The sequence below is a fragment of the Pseudomonas sp. MRSN 12121 genome (assembly GCF_000931465.1).
GTDB lineage: Bacteria > Pseudomonadota > Gammaproteobacteria > Pseudomonadales > Pseudomonadaceae > Aquipseudomonas.
Map to the genome: position 1 here is coordinate 591,517 of NZ_CP010892.1, position 18,829 is coordinate 610,345.

At 64.0% G+C, this 18,829-nt stretch carries 16 protein-coding genes and 1 riboswitch; of the genes, 12 read left to right on the forward strand and 4 right to left on the reverse strand.

The window, feature by feature from the left end; translation table 11 throughout:
* The first annotated feature begins 82 nt into the window (after positions 1–82).
* Positions 83–187: riboswitch (TPP riboswitch) on the forward strand.
* Positions 188–361: 174 nt separating this feature from the next.
* Together thiC and cytX are read left to right on the forward strand one after the other, a co-directional pair.
* The gene (gene thiC / locus TO66_RS02575; protein WP_044460849.1) at positions 362–2,251 is read left to right on the forward strand and encodes a phosphomethylpyrimidine synthase ThiC; all 1,890 of its coding nucleotides are present in this window, start codon (positions 362–364) and stop codon (positions 2,249–2,251) included.
* 175 nt (positions 2,252–2,426) lie between these two features.
* On the forward strand, positions 2,427–3,719 hold the full coding sequence (gene cytX, locus TO66_RS02580; RefSeq protein ID WP_044460850.1) for a putative hydroxymethylpyrimidine transporter CytX: 1,293 nt from the start codon (positions 2,427–2,429) through the stop codon (positions 3,717–3,719).
* On the opposite strand, the gene TO66_RS02585 is transcribed toward cytX, so the two are convergent.
* Positions 3,688–4,434, reverse strand: a complete 747-nt coding sequence (locus TO66_RS02585; protein WP_044460851.1) for an RsiV family protein — start codon at positions 4,432–4,434, stop codon at positions 3,688–3,690. The genes cytX and TO66_RS02585 overlap by 32 nt on opposite strands.
* A 224-nt stretch (positions 4,435–4,658) precedes the next feature.
* On the opposite strand from TO66_RS02585, the gene TO66_RS02590 reads away from it, so the two are divergent.
* The 9 genes from TO66_RS02590 to TO66_RS02630 all read left to right on the forward strand — a co-directional run bounded on the left by TO66_RS02590 (position 4,659) and on the right by TO66_RS02630 (position 13,970).
* Positions 4,659–5,276, forward strand: a complete 618-nt coding sequence (locus TO66_RS02590; protein WP_044460852.1) for an NUDIX domain-containing protein — start codon at positions 4,659–4,661, stop codon at positions 5,274–5,276.
* Positions 5,267–5,719: a DUF1249 domain-containing protein gene (locus TO66_RS02595; protein ID WP_044460853.1), complete on the forward strand. Its 453-nt coding sequence runs from the start codon at positions 5,267–5,269 to the stop codon at positions 5,717–5,719. The genes TO66_RS02590 and TO66_RS02595 overlap by 10 nt, the downstream gene beginning before the upstream one ends.
* Positions 5,720–5,818: 99 nt before the next feature.
* Positions 5,819–6,634 carry a 3',5'-cyclic-AMP phosphodiesterase gene (gene cpdA / locus TO66_RS02600; protein ID WP_044460854.1) on the forward strand — a complete coding sequence of 272 codons (816 nt, stop codon included), beginning with the start codon at positions 5,819–5,821 and terminating at the stop codon, positions 6,632–6,634.
* A 116-nt stretch (positions 6,635–6,750) separates the two neighbouring features.
* Positions 6,751–7,359, forward strand: coding sequence for a YqiA/YcfP family alpha/beta fold hydrolase (locus TO66_RS02605; protein ID WP_044460855.1), 609 nt, complete (start codon positions 6,751–6,753; stop codon positions 7,357–7,359).
* A gap of 42 nt (positions 7,360–7,401) precedes the next feature.
* On the forward strand, positions 7,402–9,309 hold the full coding sequence (gene parE, locus TO66_RS02610; RefSeq protein ID WP_044460856.1) for a DNA topoisomerase IV subunit B: 1,908 nt from the start codon (positions 7,402–7,404) through the stop codon (positions 9,307–9,309).
* Positions 9,309–10,292 carry an esterase-like activity of phytase family protein gene (locus TO66_RS02615; protein ID WP_044460857.1) on the forward strand — a complete coding sequence of 328 codons (984 nt, stop codon included), beginning with the start codon at positions 9,309–9,311 and terminating at the stop codon, positions 10,290–10,292. The genes parE and TO66_RS02615 overlap by 1 nt, the downstream gene beginning before the upstream one ends.
* Positions 10,289–10,807, forward strand: coding sequence for a TIGR02281 family clan AA aspartic protease (locus tag TO66_RS02620; protein ID WP_044460858.1), 519 nt, complete (start codon positions 10,289–10,291; stop codon positions 10,805–10,807). The genes TO66_RS02615 and TO66_RS02620 overlap by 4 nt, the downstream gene beginning before the upstream one ends.
* Before the next feature lie 10 nt (positions 10,808–10,817).
* Positions 10,818–13,076: a DNA topoisomerase IV subunit A gene (gene parC / locus TO66_RS02625; protein WP_044460859.1), complete on the forward strand. Its 2,259-nt coding sequence runs from the start codon at positions 10,818–10,820 to the stop codon at positions 13,074–13,076.
* Between the two features lie 180 nt (positions 13,077–13,256).
* Complete coding sequence (locus TO66_RS02630) at positions 13,257–13,970, forward strand: membrane integrity-associated transporter subunit PqiC (protein WP_044460860.1); 714 nt, start codon at positions 13,257–13,259, stop codon at positions 13,968–13,970.
* Between the two features lie 207 nt (positions 13,971–14,177).
* On the opposite strand, the gene TO66_RS02635 is transcribed toward TO66_RS02630, so the two are convergent.
* Positions 14,178–15,716 carry an AhpA/YtjB family protein gene (locus TO66_RS02635; RefSeq protein WP_044460861.1) on the reverse strand — a complete coding sequence of 513 codons (1,539 nt, stop codon included), beginning with the start codon at positions 15,714–15,716 and terminating at the stop codon, positions 14,178–14,180.
* A 134-nt stretch (positions 15,717–15,850) separates the two neighbouring features.
* Here TO66_RS02635 and serB point away from each other — a divergent pair, with 134 nt between their 5' ends.
* Complete coding sequence (gene serB, locus TO66_RS02640) at positions 15,851–17,065, forward strand: phosphoserine phosphatase SerB (RefSeq protein WP_044460862.1); 1,215 nt, start codon at positions 15,851–15,853, stop codon at positions 17,063–17,065.
* Positions 17,066–17,135: 70 nt separating this feature from the next.
* Here the strand turns inward: serB and asd are convergent, their stop codons facing one another.
* Both asd and rhdA read right to left on the reverse strand, forming a co-directional pair.
* Positions 17,136–17,996 (reverse strand): archaetidylserine decarboxylase, encoded by an 861-nt coding sequence (gene asd / locus TO66_RS02645; RefSeq protein ID WP_044460863.1) that lies wholly within the window; start codon positions 17,994–17,996, stop codon positions 17,136–17,138.
* A gap of 16 nt (positions 17,997–18,012) precedes the next feature.
* A complete protein-coding gene (rhdA, locus tag TO66_RS02650) occupies positions 18,013–18,828 on the reverse strand; it encodes a thiosulfate sulfurtransferase (RefSeq protein WP_044460864.1) in 816 nt (271 codons plus the stop codon).
* Position 18,829: the final 1 nt, after the last annotated feature.

The window sequence follows — 18,829 nt, forward strand, 5'->3', positions numbered from 1 at the left end:
GGCAACAATCCTGCATTTACGCCATTCATCACGCTGTTTGCCGTGGGGTTGGCGTTCTGTGCGGGCTTTGTCTAGACTGGCCGGGTTCTTGTCGGGGTGCCTTGCTATGAGGCTGAGATCGGATAATCCGGATCCCGTTGAACCTGATCAGGTTAGCGCCTGCGTAGGGAACAAGATTTCTCGTCACCCGGCGAGTCCTCTTGTGCTTCGTCCGGGATGTTGTTCGACAATCGAACACCCCTCGAGCACCAAGCACTGCAGCAGCTGGTTTTGCCTCTGGCTCCAGCCCTGGCTGCGTCCGTTCGTGACAGGTTCGCTCCGACAAAAATCCACTGCCTGGATGCTGTCTGGAGAGCCCGTGATGACCATAAAAGCAAAAAACGCGATCAACCTGAGTGACTCGGCCAAGGTCGACGAACAGTCGGTTCAGCCCTTTACCCGCTCGCAAAAAATCTATGTCCAGGGCTCGCGTCCGGATATCCGCGTGCCGATGCGCGAAATCAGCCTCGACGTGACCCCCACCGACTTCGGCGGCGAGATCAACGCGCCGGTCACCGTCTACGACACGTCCGGCCCCTACACCGACCCCAACGTGGTGATCGATGTGCGCAAGGGCCTGGGCGACGTGCGCTCGGCCTGGATCGACGACCGTGGCGACACCGAGCGCCTGAGCGGCCTGAGTTCCAACTTCGGCCAGGCGCGCCTCGCCGATCCCGAGCTGACCAAGCTGCGCTTTGCCCACGTCAACAACCCGCGCCGGGCCAAGGCCGGGGCCAACGTCAGCCAGATGCACTACGCGCGCAAGGGCATCATCACCGCCGAGATGGAATACGTCGCCATCCGCGAAAACATGAAGCTGCAGGAGGCCCGTGCTGCCGGCCTGCTCGACCAGCAGCACGCCGGCCACAGTTTCGGCGCCAGCATCCCCAAGGAAATCACCCCGGAGTTCGTCCGCGAGGAAATCGCCCGTGGCCGCGCGATCATTCCGGCCAACATCAACCACGTCGAACTGGAACCGATGATCATCGGCCGCAACTTCCTGGTGAAGATCAACGGCAACATCGGCAACAGCGCCCTGGGCTCGTCCATCGAAGAGGAAGTGGCGAAGCTGACGTGGGGCATCCGCTGGGGTTCGGACACGGTCATGGACCTGTCCACCGGCAAGCACATCCACGAAACCCGCGAATGGATCATCCGCAACTCGCCGGTGCCGATCGGCACCGTGCCGATCTACCAGGCGCTGGAGAAGGTCAACGGCGTGGCCGAAGACCTGACCTGGGAGCTGTTCCGCGACACCCTGATCGAGCAGGCGGAGCAGGGCGTGGACTACTTCACCATTCACGCCGGCGTGCTGCTGCGCTATGTGCCGCTGACCGCCAAGCGGGTGACCGGCATCGTCTCCCGCGGCGGTTCGATCATGGCCAAGTGGTGCCTGGCGCATCACAAGGAGAACTTCCTCTACACCCACTTCGAGGAAATCTGCGAAATCATGAAGGCCTACGACGTCAGCTTCTCGCTCGGCGATGGCCTGCGTCCGGGCTCGGTCGCCGATGCCAACGACGAGGCGCAGTTCGGCGAGCTGGAGACCCTGGGCGAGCTGACCAAGATCGCCTGGAAGCATGACGTGCAGTGCATGATCGAAGGCCCGGGCCATGTGCCGATGCAACTGATCAAGGAAAACATGGACAAGCAGCTGGAGTGCTGCGACGAGGCGCCGTTCTACACCCTGGGCCCTCTGACCACCGACATCGCCCCGGGCTACGACCACATCACCTCCGGTATCGGTGCGGCGATGATCGGCTGGTTCGGTTGCGCCATGCTCTGCTACGTGACGCCCAAGGAACACCTGGGCCTGCCGAACAAGGATGACGTGAAGACCGGGATCATCACCTACAAGATCGCCGCGCATGCCGCCGACCTTGCCAAGGGCCACCCGGGCGCGCAGATCCGTGACAACGCGCTGTCCAAGGCGCGTTTCGAATTCCGCTGGGAAGACCAGTTCAACCTTGGCCTGGACCCGGACACCGCACGTGCCTACCACGACGAGACCCTGCCCAAGGATTCGGCCAAGGTCGCGCACTTCTGCTCCATGTGCGGGCCGAAGTTCTGCTCGATGAAGATCACCCAGGAAGTCCGCGAGTACGCCGCTAACCAGCGCATCGAAGCGGTGGACGTGGACGTCGCCCAGGGCATGGCGGCGCAGGCCGAGCGCTTCAAGCAGGAAGGCAGCCAGCTGTACAAGAAGGTCTGATCCTGCACTGCCGATCGCCTCGCAAGAGGCGATCTTTCACCGTCCGTAGGAGCGAGGCTTGCCCGCGATAGCGTCGTGTCAGGCACAACGTCATCGCGGGCCAGTCGGATCGCCGCCCGCTCGCTCCTACGGGTGGATGGTTTTTCCCAACCCTGTCCCTTCGAGATAGCACCCCTTGAACACAACCAGCAGTACCTATTCTCCCGATCTCGCGGTCCCTGCCGAGCGACGCGTATTCGGCGCGCGCGATCTGTTTTCCCTGTGGTTCTCCCTCGGCATCGGCCTGATGGTGTTGCAGACTGGCGCGCTGCTGGCGCCGGGCCTGGGCCTGGCTGGTGCCTTGCTGGCGATCCTGCTCGGTACGGCGGTCGGAGTGTTGCTGCTTGCCGCCGTGGGCGTGATCGGCAGCGATACCGGGCTGGCGTCCATGGCGGCGCTCAAGCTCAGCCTCGGCACGCGCGGCGCGAGCCTGCCGGCGCTGCTGAACCTGTTGCAATTGGTGGGCTGGGGCGCATTCGAGATCATCGTCATGCGCGATGCCGCCAGCCTGTTGGGCGGTCGCGCGTTCAGCGAAGGCAGCCTGCTGGCCAGTCCTTTGCTCTGGACCCTGTTTTTCGGTGCGCTGGCGACCCTGCTCGCGGTCAGCGGGCCACTGGCTTTCGTGCGCAAGATCCTGCGCAAATGGGGTATCTGGCTGCTGTTGGCGGCCTGCCTTTGGCTGACCTGGAACCTGTTCGCCAAGGCCGACCTGGCCGCGCTCTGGGCCCAGGCCGGCGATGGTTCGATGCCGCTGGGCGTGGGTTTTGACATCGCCATCGCCATGCCGCTGTCGTGGCTGCCGCTGATCGCCGACTATTCGCGGTTCGGCCAGCGTGCGCGCCATGTCTTCGGCGGTACGGCGCTGGGGTTCTTCATCGGCAACCTGTGGCTGATGAGCCTGGGCGTGGCCTACACCCTGGCCTTCGCCCCGAGCGGCGAGGTCAACGCGCTACTGTTGGCCCTGGCCGGCGCGGGCCTGGGGATTCCGCTGTTGCTGATCCTGCTGGACGAGTCGGAAAACGCCTTCGCCGATATTCACTCGGCGGCCGTTTCCAGCGGCATCCTGTTGCGCCTGAAAGTCGAGCACCTGGCCCTGGCAATCGGTCTGCTCTGCACCCTGATCGCCTGCCTGGCGCCGCTGGCCCAGTACCAGAACTTCCTGTTGCTGATCGGTTCGGTGTTCGCCCCGCTGTTCGGCGTGGTGCTAGTGGATCACTTCATCCTGCGCAAACGCCGTGCGCAAGGAGCGGCGGTGGGGTTGCGCTGGCCGGCGTTGCTGGCCTGGCTGGGTGGGGTCAGCACCTATCACCTGCTGGCCAACTTCTACCCGGATGTTGGCGCAACCCTGCCGTCGCTGGTGCTGGCAGGGCTGCTGCAAGGATTGCTGGGGCGGGCTTTCAGCGGCGACCGGGAAACAGCTCGGGCTTGAGAATGCCGTCGAGGCGGTTGTAGGGGATCTTCAGTTCGATGTGGCCCAGGGCGTAGGGCGCGATCACCGATACGTTGTACTTGAGGATCACGCCGCCGTAGGTCAGTGCCACGTTCGGGGTTTTCTGGAAGGGCCAGGTCTTGATGAAGTCGGGCTCCTGGTCCAGCTTGGTGCTGATCAGCCAGCTGTTGTGGGCCACCTGGGCGGCCTTCCAGAACGCGCCTTCCTGGCCCGGGCGCAGCATGTCGGACAGCGTCAGTTCCTTGTGCTGCTCGCGGGAGTAGTTGATGAAGCCGCGGCCGGGCGTGCCGTGGGCGCCGCCGGTGTCCAGGTAGCTGGCCAGCTCGATGATCACCAGGCCGTCATGCTGCTCCCGTACCTTGGCTTGCAGGTACATGCTGTGGCGGCTGGGGGCCTCGCGCAGGAACTGCTCACGATAGGCGTTCAGCGTGGCGGGAACCGCCTGCTGCGCGGTGTCGCGGGTCATCTGCAGCAGGCGCTTTTCGATCAGCGCATCCAGTTGCGGCTCGTCGGCGAAATGCACGGTATCGATGTTCACCAGCGGGCAATCCTGATTGTTGCAGCCGGGCTTGATCTGTTCCGACTTGTCGCTGGTGCTTTGCAGGGGCTTTTGATGGCTGGGTTGGAACAGGCTTTGGCAGGCGCCCAGGGTCAGGGCCAGGCAAGCCACGGAAGCGATTTTAAGAAGCGACATGTGCGTCCTTGATAAACCAGAGGTAGGCAAAAGTTACCGGCTTCGACTGCCTGCGGGGCAATCAGTTCGCCACTAAGCTCAATACAGGCAATTAGATTAGGTTTGCCCCCTTGCCGTCTATCCCGCTGATGGCAAAGGGGCTGCATCATCGGTCGCCCGCGCGTTAGGATGGCGCGAATATCGAGGGGGAGCCTCGGATCGGACAGCAGGATACGAGGATTCTTATGACGGACTTTGCCAACAGCACGCCGACCACTGTCGAGATCGTTCGGCGCGAAAAATGCTACCAGGGGTTTTACCAGCTCGACCGGGTGCAACTGCGCCATGAACTGTTTGCCGGGGGCCTGGGGCGCGAGATCAGTCGTGAAATATTTGTGCGTCATGATGCTGTCTGCGTGCTGCCGTACGATCCGCAACGTGACGAAGTGGTGCTGATCGAGCAGTTTCGCGTCGGCGCCATGGGGAAAACCGCGAACCCCTGGTTGATCGAACTGGTCGCCGGTCTGATCGACAAGGCGGAGCAGCCGGAAGAAGTTGCCCACCGTGAAGCGCAGGAGGAAGCTGGGCTGACCTTCTCCGCGTTGTGGCCGATGACCCAGTATTTCCCGTCGCCGGGGGGCAGTACCGAACTCGTGCACCTGTACCTGGGGCGCTGCGACAGCAGCGGTGCCGGTGGCCTGCACGGGCTGGCGGAAGAGGCGGAGGACATTCGCGTCTCGGTCTGGGCTTTCGAAGACGCCTTGCAGGCGGTGCGGGATGGGCGGATTTCCAACGCGGCGAGCATCATTGCCTTGCAATGGCTGGCTTTGAACCGCGTTGAAGTGAGGGGGCTATGGTCGTAAACAAAGCGCGCGATCGCTACCGGGTCGACCTCGTGGGGCTGCAAGCGTCCTGCGAGGCCAACTATGCCCGGCTGATGCGCCTGCTGCCCGATATGCGCAACCAGCCGACGGCGCGGCGGATCGCGGTGACCCAGGGCGACCAGATGCTCGGCGTACTGGCGCTGGAGGTGCTGCTGGCCTGCCCCTACACCACCACCTTGCAGGTGCGCCAGGAGCACAGCCTGCCCTGGCTACCGGTGCCGCAACTGGAAGTCCAGGTCTACCACGACGCGCGCATGGCCGAGGTCATCAGCGCCGAGCACGCCCGGCGCTTTCGTGGCATCTACCCCTATCCGAATGCCTTCATGCACCAGCCGGACGAGAAGGCCCAGCTCAACGTGTTTCTCGGTGAATGGCTGAGCCACTGCCTGGCCTGCGGCCATGAGTTCGAGGCCGTGCGTTAGATGTGAACTGCTTCCGCTTCGCCGGTTTCCTCTTTTGCCCATCCCCCAGCATAATTGCCCCCATTCCTCACTTCCCGTGACACCCCCTGGGAGGCCGCCTTGCCGAGCGTATCCACTCTGACCACCAGCGATTCCGTGTTGCTGGTGCAGTTGTCCGACAGCCATCTGTTCGCCGAAGCGGACGGCACGCTGCTGGGCATGAATACCTGCGACAGCCTGCAGCGGGTGATCGAACTGGTGCTGCGGCAGCAGCCGCGGATCGACCTGATGCTGGCCACGGGCGACCTGTCCCAGGACGGTACGCTGGAGTCCTACCAGAGATTTCGCGACATGACCCGGCAGATCCCGGCGCCGGCGCGCTGGATTCCCGGCAACCACGACGAACCGCGGATCATGGCGCAGGCGGCGTTGCAGAGCGCGCTGCTGGAGCCGGTGTTGGACATTGGCAACTGGCGGATCACCCTGCTCGATTCGGCGGTGCCGGGTTCGGTGCCGGGCTACCTGCAGGACGAACAACTGGAGCTGCTCGCCCGCGCCCTGAGCGAAGCCCCCGAGCGTCATCACCTGGTGTGCCTGCACCATCATCCGGTGTCCATCGGTTGCGCCTGGATGGAGCCCATCGGCCTGCGCAATCCGCAGGCGCTGTTCGCGGTCCTGAAGCGGTTTCCCCAGGTGCGCGCAGTGCTCTGGGGGCATGTGCACCAGGAAATCGACCATCGGCAAGACGATCTGCGCCTCATGGCGTCGCCTTCGACCTGCATTCAGTTCGAGCCCGGCAGCGAGGATTTCAAGGTGGGCGATACCCCACCGGGCTATCGCTGGCTGCGCCTGCTGCCCGATGGCGGCCTGGAAACCGGGGTCGAGCGCGTCACCGGCTTCGACTTCCAGGTCGACTACGGCAGCGACGGTTACTGATCGCACGTCCCGGACCGGGCTGGCGGCGCCAGGACAAAGGGATACACCTGAACACAAGTCAAGCGGCGATACACCCTGTAAACTGCGCCTTTTTGCACGCGGCAAAGGGAGTGCGCATGTCCGGTTCGATCCTCTATATCCACGGCTTCAACAGCGCCCCGGCGTCGACGAAAGCCAGCCAGCTGGTCGCTGTCATGGAGGCGATCGGCCGCGGCGAGCAACTGCGGGTGCCGGCCCTGCATCACCATCCGCGCGAGGCCATTGGCCAGTTGGAACGGGCGATTGGCGAACTCGGGCGGCCACTGCTGGTCGGCAGCTCGCTCGGCGGCTACTATGCGACTCACCTTGCCGAGCGCCATGGCCTGAAAGCCCTGCTGATCAACCCCGCGGTCAGTCCGCACCGGATGTTCGACGGTTTTCTGGGCACGCAGACCAACCTCTACACCGGGGAAACCTGGGAACTGACCCACGACCATGTGACGGCCCTGGCCGAGCTGGAAGTGCCGGCGCCCCAGGACCCGCAGCGGTTCCAGGTCTGGCTGCAGACAGGTGACGAGACGCTGGACTATCGCAGCGCCCAGCTGTATTACCGAGCCTGCGCCTTGCGCATCCAGGCCGGCGGCGACCATAGTTTCCAGGGTTTTGCCGGACAATTGCCGGCGTTGTTGAATTTTGCCGGCATCAGCCCGGATCAGTACCAGGCGATCGATTTCACCTCGCTGTGAACCCTCGCTTCTATTTCATTGAACGACTGACGACGAGACCCCATGGCCACTCCCAGCGCTAGCTCTTATAACGCAGACGCCATCGAAGTCCTCTCGGGCCTCGACCCGGTGCGCAAACGCCCGGGCATGTACACCGACACCACCCGGCCGAACCACCTCGCCCAGGAAGTCATCGACAACAGCGTCGACGAAGCCCTGGCGGGGCACGCGAAGTCGATCCAGGTCATCCTGCATGCCGACCATTCCCTGGAAGTATCCGACGACGGTCGTGGCATGCCGGTGGACATCCACCCCGAAGAGGGCGTGTCCGGGGTCGAGCTGATCCTCACCAAGCTCCATGCGGGCGGCAAGTTTTCCAACAAGAACTACCAGTTCTCCGGCGGTTTGCACGGGGTGGGTATTTCCGTGGTCAACGCCCTGTCGACCCAGGTGCGGGTGCGGGTCAAGCGTGACGGCAACGAATACCAGATGACTTTCGCCGACGGCTTCAAGGCCACCGAGCTGGAAGTGGTCGGCAGCGTCGGCAAGCGCAATACCGGGACCAGTGTGTACTTCGCCCCGGACCCGAAATACTTCGACTCGCCAAAATTCTCCGTCAGCCGCCTCAAGCACGTGCTCAAGGCCAAGGCCGTGCTGTGCCCGGGGCTGCTGGTCAGCTTCGAAGACAAAGGCACGGGCGAGAAAGTCGAGTGGCATTACGAAGATGGCCTGCGCTCCTACCTGGTGGACGCAGTCAGCGAATTCGAGCGCCTGCCGTCCGAACCCTTCTGCGGCAGCCTGGCAGGTAACAAGGAAGCGGTGGACTGGGCGCTGCTGTGGTTGCCCGAAGGCGGCGACAGCGTGCAGGAAAGCTACGTCAACCTGATCCCGACCGCTCAGGGCGGTACCCACGTCAATGGTCTGCGCCAGGGCCTGCTGGATGCGATGCGCGAGTTCTGCGAGTTCCGCAACCTGCTGCCGCGCGGCCTGAAACTGGCGCCGGAAGACGTCTGGGAGCGCATCGCCTTCGTGCTGTCGATGAAGATGCAGGACGCGCAGTTCTCCGGTCAGACCAAGGAGCGCCTGTCCTCCCGCGAGGCCGCGGCTTTCGTTTCGGGAGTGGTCAAGGACGCGTTCAGCCTGTGGCTCAACGCCAACCCGGAACTGGGCATGCAACTGGCGGAGCTGGCCATCAGCAACGCCGGTCGCCGCCTGAAGGCCAGCAAGAAGGTCGAGCGCAAGCGCATCACCCAGGGCCCGGCCTTGCCAGGCAAGCTGGCGGACTGCGCCGGCCAGGACCCGATGCGTTCCGAGCTGTTCCTGGTGGAAGGCGACTCCGCCGGCGGTTCGGCCAAGCAGGCGCGGGACAAGGAGTTCCAGGCGATCCTGCCGTTGCGCGGCAAGATCCTCAACACCTGGGAGGTGGATGGCAGCGAAGTCCTGGCCAGCCAGGAAGTGCACAACATTGCCGTGGCCATCGGCGTCGACCCGGGCGCCGAGGACATGAGCCAGCTGCGCTACGGCAAGATCTGCATCCTCGCCGACGCCGACTCCGACGGCCTGCACATCGCCACCTTGCTGTGCGCGCTGTTCGTCCAGCATTTCCGCCCGCTGGTGGATGCCGGTCACGTGTATGTGGCGATGCCACCGCTGTACCGCATCGACCTGGGCAAGGAAATCTACTACGCCCTCGACGAAGCCGAGCGCGATGGCATTCTCGATCGCCTGGTGGCCGAGAAGAAGCGCGGCAAGCCGCAGGTCACCCGATTCAAGGGCCTGGGCGAAATGAACCCGCCGCAACTGCGCGAAACCACCATGGACCCGAACACCCGGCGCCTGGTCCAGCTGACCCTCGGTGACGACTACGCCGCCACTTCGGAAATCATGGACATGCTGCTGGCCAAGAAGCGTGCCGGCGATCGCAAGACCTGGCTCGAATCCAAGGGCAACCTGGCCGAGGTTCTGGCCTGATGCGCAAAGGCTTTGCCCTGGCGTTGCTGCTGTTGGCGAGTTCGGCGATGGCCGACACCGTGCCCGAGCTGAAGCTGCTCGCCGAGCATCCGGTCGACGGCATGCGCGGCGGCAACCTGTCGGGGCTGGCGCAGTGCGGCAAGGAGTTGTGGACGGTCTCCGACCGCGACGATGACCAGATCTATCGGCTCGATACCAGCGACCGCGTCTGGCAGGCCGAAACCGTGCGCATCGATGTGCCGCCGGTCCCGGACAGCGGCCTGCCCTGGGGCTTGAGTTCGCGCACCTGGGTGGCTTCGTTCGTGCGTGGCGGCGACCTGGATTTCGAGGGCATCACCTGCGACAGCGCCGGCAACAAGTATGTGGTCAGCGAGTCCCATGCGGCGGTGTTGCAGTTGGCGCCGACGGGGTCGGCCGCCTGGCTGAAGATCTCGCCGATCATGGTGCGCGAGGCGCGGGCCAGCGGCATGTTGCTGCATTTCAATGCGCTGTTCGAAGGTCTGGCGGTCAACCCGGCCGGCGACAGGATCTGGCTGGCCGCCGAGCGCGAGCGTCGCGGCCTGCTGTTGATCAAGCGCCAGCAGAGCGTCTGGGACTGCGACGGTGGTTGTGTGCTGCTCAGCGAAGCCGGGCTGGAAATGCAGCCGCCACAGATGCCGGAAGCCAAGGCTGTCTCGCGGGATTTCGCCGACCTGTCGCTGTTCGAGGGCAAGTTGTTCACCCTCGAGCGCAACGCGTTCCAGGTCTGCCGCCGCGATGCCTTGACGGCCAAGGTCGAGCGTTGCTGGTCGTTCGCCGCCGAGGCACTGCAGGAGCATCGGCGTTATTCACAGGCCTATGGCCTGACCGAGGCGCTGGTGGTGGATGCCGACGGGGCCTGGATCGGCGTGGATAACAACTTCGGCGCCCGTGCCGATGGCGAAAAACGTCCGATCGTCTGGCGCTTTGCCGCGCCCGAAGGCGGCTGGAGCGCCAAGCCTTGAGCCAGCCACCGGGCAAGCGTGCCGGACGCGTGCTGCTGGTGCTGGCCTGGGGCGCCGGGTTGTTCCTGGCGACGCGGTTTTTCGGCGAGTGGGAACAGCGCCAGGAGAATCCCAACGCTGTCGTCACTTCGCAACAACATGAGGGTTACATCGAAGTGAAGCTGGTCGGTAACGGCCAGGGGCATTTCGTCGCCAGCGGCCAAATCAACGGCCGGCCGGTGGATTTCATGCTCGATACCGGAGCGACCGATGTGTCGATTCCGTCCGGGCTGGCCGAGCGTCTCGGCCTGGAGAAGGGCGCGCCCGTGACCCTGAGCACCGCCAATGGTCGCAGCGAGGGTTACCGGACCCGCCTCGACAGCCTGCAACTGGGCGATATCGTCCTGCGGGACGTCCGGGCCCTGGTGGCGCCGGGCCTGGGGGGCGAGCAGGTACTGCTGGGCATGAGCGCCTTGAAAAAACTTGAATTTACCCAGCGTGGCGGCACTTTGCTGCTGCGCCAGACAACGAACTGATGAGGCCCGCATGAGCGACTCCCTGGATCTCAGCCTGGATGGCGTAGAACGCCGATCGCTGGCTGACTTCACCGAAAATGCCTACCTCAACTACTCCATGTACGTGATCATGGACCGTGCTCTGCCGCATATCGGCGACGGCCTGAAACCGGTACAGCGGCGTATCGTCTACGCCATGAGTGAGCTGGGGCTGGATGCCGATTCCAAGCACAAGAAATCCGCCCGTACGGTCGGTGACGTGCTGGGTAAGTTCCACCCCCACGGCGACTCGGCCTGCTACGAAGCCATGGTGCTGATGGCGCAGCCGTTCAGCTACCGCTACACCCTGGTGGACGGCCAGGGCAACTGGGGTGCGCCGGACGATCCCAAGTCCTTCGCCGCCATGCGCTATACCGAGGCACGCCTGTCGCGTTATTCCGAAGTCCTGCTCAGCGAGCTGGGCCAGGGCACCGCGGACTGGGGGCCGAACTTCGACGGCACCTTGCAGGAACCCCTGGTATTGCCGGCACGTTTGCCGAATATCCTGCTCAATGGCACCACCGGCATCGCCGTGGGCATGGCCACCGACGTGCCGCCGCACAACCTGCGCGAAGTCGCCACGGCCTGCGTGCGCCTGCTGGACGAGCCCAAGGCCACGGTCGAACAGCTCTGCGAGCACATCCAGGGGCCTGACTACCCGACCGAAGCGGAGATCATCACCCCGCGTGCGGACCTGCTGAAAATCTACGAGACCGGTCGTGGTTCGGTGCGCATGCGCGCCGTGTATCGCGTCGAGGATGGCGACATCGTCGTTACCGCGCTGCCGCATCAGGTGTCCGGTGCCAAGGTGCTGGAGCAGATCGCCGCGCAGATGCAGGCCAAGAAGCTGCCGATGGTCGCCGACCTGCGGGACGAGTCCGACCACGAGCATCCTTGCCGGATCGTGATCATTCCGCGCTCCAACCGAGTCGATCCCGACGAGCTGATGCAGCATCTGTTCGCTACCACCGAGCTGGAATCCAGCTACCGGGTCAACGTCAACATCATCGGCCTGGACGGCAAGCCGCAGTTGAAGAACCTGCGTGCCCTGCTGGTGGAGTGGCTGGAGTTCCGCGTGCTGACCGTGCGCCGCCGCCTGCAGTTCCGCCTGGACAAGGTCGAGCGGCGCCTGCACCTGTTGGACGGCTTGCTGATTGCCTACCTCAACCTGGATGAAGTGATCCATATCATCCGTACCGAGGACCAGCCGCGGGCCAAGCTGATCGAGCGTTTCGCCCTGAGCGAAGTGCAGGCCGACTACATCCTCGATACCCGTCTGCGTCAATTGGCGCGCCTGGAAGAGATGAAGCTGCGCGCCGAGCAGGATGAATTGCTCAAGGAACAGGCCAAGCTGCAGGCCTTGCTCAACAGCGAAGCCAAGCTCAAGAAACTGGTGCGTAGCGAGCTGCTGCAGGACGCCGAAACCTACGGCGACGACCGTCGTTCGCCGATCGTCGAGCGGGCCGAGGCCAAGGCCCTGTCGGAAAACGAGCTGATGCCGACGGAGCCGGTCACGGTCGTTCTGTCGGAAAAAGGCTGGGTGCGTTGCGCCAAGGGGCATGATATCGACGCCACTGGCCTGTCCTACAAGGCTGGGGACGGTTTCAAGACGTCGGCTATCGGCCGCTCCAACCAGTTCGCGGTGTTTATCGACTCCACCGGGCGCAGCTATTCGGTGGCCGCGCATACATTGCCGTCGGCCCGTGGCCAGGGCGAACCGCTGACCGGGCGCCTGACGCCGCCGCCGGGCGCGAACTTCGAATGTGTATTGCTGCCGGACGACGAAGCGCTGTACGTGATCGCCTCTGACGCAGGCTACGGTTTCGTGGTCAAGGGCGAGGACCTGCAAGCCAAGAACAAGGCGGGCAAGGCGCTGCTGAGCTTGCCGAACAACGCCAAGGTCCTGTTGCCACGCCAGGTGAGCGATCGTGAGCAGAACTGGCTGGCCTCGGTGACCACCGAAGGGCGTTTGCTGGTGTTCAAGATCAGCGACCTGCCGCAGCTGGGCAAGGGCAAGGGCAACAAGATCATCGGCATCCCGGGTGAGCGGGTGGCCAGTCGCGAAGAGTTCGTGACCGATATCGCGGTGTTGCCAGAGGGCGCGACGCTGGTGCTGCAGGCCGGTAAACGCACCCTGTCGCTCAAGGCCGACGACCTCGAACACTACAAGGGAGAACGCGGCCGTCGCGGTAACAAACTGCCACGAGGTTTCCAGCGAGTGGATGCGTTGTTGGTAGAGACTCTCAATTAGTGGGAGACAGAGCGTCCGATCTGCGATTTAACCCGTAGATCGACGCTACAACACTGGAGTCATGGCGCATATTCACGGATGATATGCGCTTTCAAGCGCCGGCGTGGCTGAGCGTTATTCAGGGTTATTTTTGAGTATTTGCACTGTGGCTAGCCTTGTGGCCGCCACCTGGATGGAATGATGACTGTTCTGCGCCTTCCTTTTGTTTTCTTGCTCGCCGGCGTTCTTGGCCTGGCGGGTTGCAGCGTGCACCAGCCGGTGTCGCTGTATCAGCTGGACAGCGGAAGTCCAGCGCAACCGGCGCAAAGCGCCGGTATGGCTGTACTGTTGGGGCCGGTGCTGGTAGCCGACTACCTGCAACGCGAAACCTTGTTGCAACGTCAGAGCGACGGCAGCCTGCAGGCGGCGACCGACGGTCGTTGGGCGGGCAGCCTGTCCGCCGATATCGATCAACTGCTGTTGCGTCAGGTCGCCGGCCAGCTGGATAGCCAGCGGGTCGTGCTGGCGCCGGCCAGTACCGGCTTCACCCCGGATGTGCAGGTGCTGCTGTCGATCACTCGCCTGGATTCGGGCGCCTCGCAGCCGGCGGTGCTCGATGCGCAATGGCGCTTGATCGATCGTCGCGGGCAGGTGCGTGACAACCGTATCGTCCATCTGCAGGAACAGCATGCGGGTACAACCGCGTCCCAGGTCCAGGCCCAGGGTGTGCTGCTGCAGCGCCTGGCCGAGCAGCTGTCCGGGGCGATCAAGCCGCTGGCCAACCAGCCTGCGGTCGCTGAAGTGCCACGCAAGGCGGCTCCCGCCCCGGCGGCAAAGCCGGCCGAGCAGGAGAAGCAGCCGAAGATCCCGATGGCCACGCCTATCCGCACGGATATGGAAGTGTTCCGCTTCTGAGTGTTGTGGTTCCAGGACAAAGCCCGCTAATTAGCGGGCTTTGTCGTTTCTGGGGGAGGGCAGGCACGGCCTTGAGTTTATCGCGAGCAAGCTTCGCTCCTACAGAACGTATGCAGTGTCCTTGCAGGGGCGAGCTTGCTCGCGATAGCCGTTACCCTGCCCCAACAAAAAGCCCGCATCGCTGCGGGCTTTTTGTTGGGGCAGGGTTCAGAGCTTGGCCCGGCTCTCGTGCATCCGCGCCAGTTGCCGTTCCAGCATCGATGGATAGGGCTCCATCAGGCGTTCGACGCAGCAGGCGCCTTCGGGGCTGGCAATCGGACGAATGCGCGCGCGCTGGCGGATCAGGACGTCGTCGCTGATCTTGCGTTCGACCAGCAGCAGGTTGCGGCTGTGCTGGGACAGCGCCAGGGCATCCTGGGCGGTCTCGGTCAGCAGCAGGTCGATCTGGCTCAGGCCGAACAGTTCTTCGCCCAGGGTCAGGCCCAGTTGCAATTGCAGGGTGATGCCGCTGTCGGCCACTTCGATCTGCAGGGCGTGGCCCAGGGCGCGCAACAGCTCGCCGCAGCAGATGGCGTTGGTCAGGTAGTCGTCGCCGCTGTCTTCGCTGTGGAACAGCATCAGTGTGCTGCCATCGTTCAGGGTGTGCAGTTCGCTCTGGTAGAGCGAGGCGGCCTGGTCGAGGCAATCGCGATAACGTTCCAGCAATTCCGTCAGGCGGGCACGGGGCAGGCGGCGCAGTTGGTCCTGGGCGCCCAGTTGCACGGCCAGTACGGCGCTGTGCTGCGGCTGAGCCGGCGCCACCGGTTTGGCCAGGGGCTGGGCGGCGGTCGCGGAGGAGCTGTCGCGAAGATCGGCGAACGGATCTTCGTCGTCCTGATCCTCCTCGGCGTGGACCACATGCCGCGGCGCGGCCTTGAGGCCGGCGACGGGAGCGCTTTCATCGAAGCTTGGATCACGCAGGTTGCGTACTTCGAAGCTCGGTTCCGCGTCCTCGGTATCGTCGTAGTCGGTGTCGTCGATTTCCGCTTCCGGCTCGGGCTCCGGTTCGATCTTCTCCGGCGCGAAGCTGGTGTGCAGCTGGCGCGCCAGGTCGCCGATCTCGTCCTGGCGCTGGGTGGCCGGGGTGTGCTCGTCGATATCCCGCAGCCAGACCCGCAGTTGCAGCAGCGGCGTGGAGATATGCCGCCCCAGGCGCAGGCTCAACGCCAGGGCCAGGGCCAGCAGGATGGCACTGAGAATGCCCATGCTCTGCAGGCTGATGGTCATCGGCTGCTGGAATTGTTCCATGTCCAGGCTGATGCGCAGGTTGCCGGCGGTCACGTCCTGGAAGGTGATCTTGGTCTGGTAGACGCCTTCGGTTTCGCCCAGCAGGCTGCTTTTCGGACGCTGGCCGGCTTCGGCGAGGATGCGGTTGTCCACGCTGTAGATCGCCGCGTGGGCCACCAGCGGGTTCTTGGTCAGGTTGTTCAGCAGCACGTTGAGGCTGAGGATGTCGTTGGACACCAGCAACTCGGTGGCCGAGGTCGCGGTCTGGGTGGTCAGGCTCTGACCCAGGGCGTCGGCTTGCTCGTGCATGGCCTGCTTGAATTGCAGCCCCATCACGCAGGCATAGATCACCAGGGCCAGGGCGACCAGGATCACGTTATGGCTGGCGATGCGCAATGCAATCGGTACACGGCGGTGACGCAGTGCACGGAAGATCAGCAGGAAGAAGTTATCGGTTTTAACTGGCGTGGGCCGGTTCACTGAGCTCGGCTCTTTTGTCCGTGAAGTTGAGGCGCAGTATAGCGACAGGCCCTAGACCGGCAAAGCGCTGGCTGTGCCCGATGGTCACTGAAAGTGGGTAGAATGCGGTTTTTTTCCACCTGCGGGGGTGCGCCTTGCGCGAAATCGTCTTGATAAACATCACCGGTGAAGACCGTCCGGGTCTTACCGCGGCCATTACCGGCGTCCTGGCCCAGGGTGGTGTGAACATTCTCGACATCGGTCAGGCGGTGATTCACGACACTCTGTCGTTCGGCATCCTGGTTGAAATTCCGGAAAGCGAGCAAGGCTCGTCGGTGCTCAAGGATATTCTGTTCACCGCCTATGAGCTGGACCAGCAGGTCCGTTTCACGCCGGTTTCCGAAGAGGACTACCAGCAGTGGGTCGGCGGCCAGGGCAAGAAGCGCCATATCGTCACCTTGCTGACCCGCAAGGTCACTGCCGAGCAATTGCAGCGCGTCAGCTCGATCACCGCCAAGTACGGCTTGAACATCGATCACATCGACCGCCTCTCCGGGCGCATGCCGCTGGATACCCCGGCCGACAAGGGCAAGGGCTGCATCGAGTTTTCCGTGCGTGGCGAAGCGGCCGATCCGCAGGCGCTGCGCGCCGAGTTCCTGAGCGTCGCGCAGGAGCTGAACGTCGATATCGCCTTCCAGGAAGACTCGCTGTTCCGCCGCAACCGCCGCCTGGCGGTATTCGACATGGACTCGACCCTGATCGAGGCGGAGGTCATCGACGAGCTGGCCAAGGCGGCGGGCGTAGGCGGTCGGGTGGCGGCAATCACCGAGCGGGCCATGGCGGGCGAACTGGATTTCCGCGCCAGCTTCAAGGAGCGCCTGGCCTTGCTCCAGGGCCTGGATGTCGAGGTGCTGGATTCCATCGGCGCAACGCTGCGCCTGACCGAAGGGGCCGAGACCCTGTTCGCCGAACTCAAGCGCCTGGGCTACAAGACCGCCATTCTGTCGGGCGGCTTCACCTACTTCGCCAAGCAATTGCAGGCCAAGTTGGGGATCGACTACGTATTCGCCAATGAGCTGGAAGTGGTCGACGGCAAGGTGACCGGTGTCGCGGTCGAGCCGATCGTTGATGCCCAGCGCAAGGCCGATCTGTTGCGTGAACTGGCGGCTAGGGAAGGCCTGCGTCTGGAGCAGACCATTGCCGTGGGCGATGGCGCCAACGACCTGCCGATGCTGGCGATTGCCGGCCTGGGTGTGGCTTTCCGTGCCAAGCCGCTGGTCAAGCAGTCGGCCAAGCAGGCGATTTCCACCCTGGGGCTGGACGGCGTGCTTTACCTGCTGGGTTTCCGCGACCGCGACGGGCAACTCTGAAGCGAATCGCAAGCATAAAAAAACGCCGCAGATCGCGGCGTTTTTCATGTCTGGTCTGTATGCCCGGATATCAGGCCTTGGCCAGGCCCAGGCCTTGGCCCATCTGCACCGGCGAGCCGGCACCCAGGCTTTCGGCCCACTGCACCTGGTCCGGACCGAACAGCACGATCGCGGTGGAGCCCAGCTTGAAGCGTCCCAGCTCGGCGCCTTTCTCCAGGTGGATCGGCGCGCGGGCCGCTTCGTCGTAGCGCACGGTCTTGAGTTCGCGCTTCGGCGGCGTCACCAGCCCGGCCCAGACGGTTTCGATCGAGGCCACGATCATGGCGCCCACCAGGACTACGGCCATCGGGCCACGCTCGGTATCGAATACGCACACTACGCGTTCGTTACGGGCGAACAGCTCGGGTACGTTTTCCGCGGTGGTCTGGTTGACCGAGAAGATGCGTCCTGGCACGTAGACCATTTCCCGCAAGGTGCCGGCCAACGGCATGTGCACCCGGTGGTAGTCCTTCGGCGACAGGTAGACAGTGGCGAAGTCGCCGCCCATGAAGGGGGCGGCCAGCGCCGAGTCGCCACCCAGCAGCTCAAGCACGCTGAAGCTGTGGCCCTTGGCCTGGAATACCCGGCCATGCTCGATCGGGCCGAGTTGGCTGATCGCGCCATCGGCGGGGCTGAGGATCGCACCCGGGGTCTGGTCCAGCGGACGGGCGCCGTCTTTCAGGGCGCGGGTGAAGAAGGCGTTGAAGTGCTCGTAGGCGGTCAGGTCCTCCACCAGTGCCTGCGACATATCCACCTGATAACGCTTGGCGAACCAGGCGGTGAAGGCATTCTTGAACCAGCGCACGCGGCACTCGGCGATGCAGCCGGCCAGGCGCGACAGCAGGTGGTGGGGCAGCAGGTACTGGCTGAGGATAAACAAACGCTTTTTCATTAACTGTCCTTAAACCTTAAATCTCTACGGGCGTATCGGGGTGGTTGCCCCATTCGCCCCAGGAACCGGCGTAGCCCTTGACTCGCGGATAACCGAGGGCCTTGGCCACCAGGTAGGTGAAGCCAGAGCGGTGGTGAGTCTGGCAATGGGTAATCACTTCTTTGTCTTTGCTGATGCCAAGTCGCTCGAGAATCTGCGGCATGTCGCGGCGGATCCGCAGGCTGCGTGCCTGATCCATGCCCGCCGTCCACTCGAAGTTGATCGCGCCGGGAATATGCCCACCCTTGGCGGCGAGGACTTTCTCACCTGAATACTCCAGCGGGCCGCGGGCATCCCAGATCGCCAGGTCGGCGGCACCCAGACGGCTTTGCAGGTATTCCCGGGTGGCGGTCGGCTCGTCGTGCAGGGTCAGGGCGACGGGGCCGCCCACGGCGGCCGGCACCTCGCTCGACACTGGCAGGCCGTCGGCCAGCCAGGCGGGCAGCCCGCCATCCAGGTAGTGATAGCGGGAGTGGCCGATCACATCCAGCAGCCAGATGAAGCGCCCGGCCCAGCCACCGCCTTCGTCGTCGTAGACCACATAGACCGCCTCCGGGTTGTGCCCGAGCTCGCCGAACAGCGCTTCGAGCGCCGCTTGCGGTGGCATCAGCCCGGGCGCTGGCGCCTGACCCAGCTGAGTACGCTTGGGATCAACGAAATGCGCGCCGGGAATATGCCCTTCGGCATAGCGGGCGGCGCTGGTCAGATCCACCAGAATCAGTTCGCGGGCGTCGAGGCGAGGGAGCAAGTCGCTCGGCTCGATCACCAGCGGCAAGCCAGAGAAGTCAGGCATG